Source organism: Saliniramus sp. (genome assembly GCF_035311605.1).
In the GTDB taxonomy this organism is placed as follows: domain Bacteria; phylum Pseudomonadota; class Alphaproteobacteria; order Rhizobiales; family Beijerinckiaceae; genus Saliniramus.
Genome location: NZ_DATGCW010000286.1, coordinates 1 through 2,901 on the forward strand (window position 1 = coordinate 1; position 2,901 = coordinate 2,901).

A 2,901-nucleotide genomic window follows, 5' to 3' on the forward strand; every position below is an offset into this window, starting at 1 on the left:
CGGGTGCTGATCGGTTTCTGCATGTCGGGTATTTACGTCGTTGCCGAAAGCTGGCTCAACAACGCCTCCACCAACGAAACCCGCGGCTCGGTACTCTCGGCCTACATGATCGCGCAGACGCTGGGCATCATCGGCGCGCAGGGCTTGCTGACGACGGGTGATGCCGGCACTTCGGTGCTGTTCATCGGTGCATCCATTCTCGTCTCCGTTTCGTTCGCGCCGATCCTGCTTTCCGTGACCCCGGCTCCGATGGTCGAGGTGGCGCGCCCGATGTCGTTGCGTGCGCTGTTCGGTGGTTCGCCGCTGGGGACTGTGGGGATATTCCTGCTGGGCAGCATCTATGCGACGCAATCGGGCATGGGCGCTGTTTTCGGCAGCCAGATCGGGATGACGGCTTCGCAGATCGCGCTGTTCGTCGCGATGCTGTTCGCCGGTGCGCTGCTTCTGCAATACCCGATCGGCTGGCTCTCGGACCAGATGGACCGGCGCAAACTGATCTTCGGCGCGGCCGCTCTGGGAATGGTCTCGTGCACGATCGGCTGGTTCACCGGCGGCGGTTTGTGGCCGCTGATGGCCGCTGCCTTCTTCGCAGGCGGGGTGACGACGCCGCTCTATGCGTTGCTTCTGGCCCATACCAACGATTATCTGGATGCCGACACCATGCCGGCGGCGTCCGGCGGCCTCGTCTTCACCTTTGGTCTGGGGGCAATCGGTGGCCCGTTGGTGACCGGTTGGGCGATGGGGGGGCTCGGCCCGTTCGCCTTCTGGCTGGTGCTGGGAGGCACTTTCGCCGCCATCGCGCTCTACGCACTGTACCGCATGACACAACGGGCCGTTACCCCCACGGACGAGACGCAGAGCTACCTCTCCGTGCTGCCCACCACCTCGCCCGTCGCGGTCGAAGCGGCTGGCGTCTGGGCGGTCGAGCAGGCCGAGGCGGAGGCCGAGCAGGCTGCGCAGGAAGAGGCAGCACAAGAAGAAGCGGCGCAAGAAGAGGCCGCACAGGAGGAAGCTGCGGGAGAGGCGGCTGAAGAACTGGAGCCGGGTGATCACGATGGGAGCGACCGGGCGCCTTCGGAACGCAAGGTCGGCGGGGACGGCTGATCCCGCGCGGCCTGTCTGGCAGCGTACTCGACCGCCGTCACCGCGTCGCGATCGTGATCGCGGCGCCGGCCATCACCGTTCCGGATCCGCGATTGATCAGGCGCAGGGCGCGTGGCGAAGTGAACAGGCGGCGCGCGCGTGCCGCGAGGCCGATATAGATGCCGAAGACCACGGCCAGCACGGCGAGCGCCACCAGGGAGGCGAGCACGAATCCGGTGAGACCAAGCCGGGTCGGATCGAAGATCAGCGGGACGAGCGCGACGTAGAAGATCATCACCTTGGGATTGCCCATGGTCACGGCGAGCCCGGCGAGGAACAGCTTCACCGGCGATTCGCGGCGCGTATCGGCATGGATGTCCTGTCCGCTGACCGGTGCGGTCCAAAGGCGCCAGGCGAGATAGGCGAGATAGGCCGCACCCGCATATTTCACCACGAGAAAGAGCCCGGCGAAGCTCTGCGCCAGCGCGATCAGCCCGGCCATGGCGAAGGCGAGCCAGATCACGTCACCGAAGGCCAGGCCGAAGGTGAAGGCGAAGGCGCCGCGTGGCCCGCGCCCGAGCACGCGCGCCAGCAGGGCGGCGACGCCCGGCCCCGGCGAGGCGGCGGCGATGAACAGGGCGGCTGCGAAGGCGCCGATCCCGGCAAAGTCGATCTCCGGCGGCATGATGACGAGGCTCCGTGCTTTATATACGCGTCTCCTCGCACGGTTGTCGGTATCTGTCGATCAAATGGCGCATGGGCGCAGGCGCGCTTTCCCGTTGCGCGCGCCTCCGTGCTTCTCTAGCCATAGAGGAAAGCCAAAAGGCCCCGGTAGCGGGGCATCAAGACGAGGAAGCTGCGATGACCTACGAGACCATTCTCGCTGATACCCGCGACGGCGGCGTTGGCCTGATCACCATCAACCGCCCGCAGGCGCTCAACGCGCTCAATTCCACGGTCGTTGCCGAGATCAACCTGGCGCTCGACGGGTTCGAGAAGGATGCCGCGATCGGCTGCATCGTGATCACCGGATCCGAGAAGGCCTTCGCCGCCGGGGCCGATATCAAGGAAATGCAGGATCTGACCTTCCCGCAGACCTATCTCGACGATTTCATCACCGCCTGGGACCGGGTCGCGGGCCGGCGCAAGCCGATCATCGCGGCGGTGTCGGGCTTCGCGCTGGGCGGTGGCTGCGAACTCGCCATGATGTGTGATTTCATCATCGCCTCGGAGACCGCGAAATTCGGCCAGCCCGAGATCAAGCTCGGCGTTCTGCCCGGTGCCGGCGGCACGCAGCGTCTGACGCGCTTCGTCGGCAAGGCCAAGGCGATGGAAATGTGCCTCACCGGGCGCATGATGGATGCCGAGGAGGCCGAGCGCTCCGGGCTCGTGTCGCGCATCGTGCCGGCGGCGGATCTTCTCGAGGATGCGCTGAAGACCGCGCGCGGCATTGCCGGCATGTCGATACCGGTGGCGATGATGGTCAAGGAGAGCGTCAACCGCGCCTACGAGACGACGCTCGCCGAGGGCGTGCGTTTCGAGCGCCGTGTTTTCCATGCAGTCTTCGCCACGGCGGATCAGAAGGAGGGCATGTCCGCCTTCGTCGACAAGCGCAAGCCCGATTTCAAGGACGCATGAGGCCTCTGATGAGCGATACCCCCGCCGCCACGATCCCGACCGATCACGCCACCATCGCCGATGTCGAGCGTGCCGCCGCCCGTCTGAAAGGCGTGGCGCATCGCACGCCGGTTCTGACTTCGCGCACGGCGAATGCGCTGGCGGGGGCCTCGTTCTATTTCAAGGCCGAGAACCTGCAGC

Annotated in this window: 3 protein-coding genes and 1 pseudogene; 3 read left to right on the plus strand and 1 reads right to left on the minus strand. The window is 66.1% G+C overall.

All coding sequences use genetic code 11. The features are described 5' to 3' along the window. The coding region (locus tag VKP01_RS12885) for an MFS transporter (protein WP_324412905.1) at nt 1-1,104 on the plus strand (1,104 nt) is incomplete at its 5' end. Nucleotides 1,105-1,141: 37 nt separating this feature from the next. On the opposite strand, the gene VKP01_RS12890 is transcribed toward VKP01_RS12885, so the two are convergent. Further along, complete coding sequence (locus tag VKP01_RS12890) at nt 1,142-1,768, minus strand: LysE family translocator (RefSeq protein WP_324412907.1); 627 nt, start codon at nt 1,766-1,768, stop codon at nt 1,142-1,144. Between the two features lie 176 nt (nt 1,769-1,944). Between VKP01_RS12890 and VKP01_RS12895 the strand changes: the two genes are divergently transcribed. Next, nucleotides 1,945-2,721 carry an enoyl-CoA hydratase gene (locus VKP01_RS12895; RefSeq protein ID WP_324412909.1) on the plus strand — a complete coding sequence of 259 codons (777 nt, stop codon included), beginning with the start codon at nt 1,945-1,947 and terminating at the stop codon, nt 2,719-2,721. Beyond that, nucleotides 2,718-2,901 (plus strand): annotated as a pseudogene (locus VKP01_RS12900) (hypothetical protein); the annotation flags it as partial. The gene VKP01_RS12895 and the pseudogene VKP01_RS12900, both read left to right, overlap by 4 nt.

Coding starts and splice junctions, on each gene's coding strand:
- VKP01_RS12890 (WP_324412907.1), bottom strand. CDS start 1,768: ATGCCGCCGGAGATCGACTTTGCCGGGATCGGCGCCTTCGCAGCCGCC.
- VKP01_RS12895 (WP_324412909.1), top strand. CDS start 1,945: ATGACCTACGAGACCATTCTCGCTGATACCCGCGACGGCGGCGTTGGC.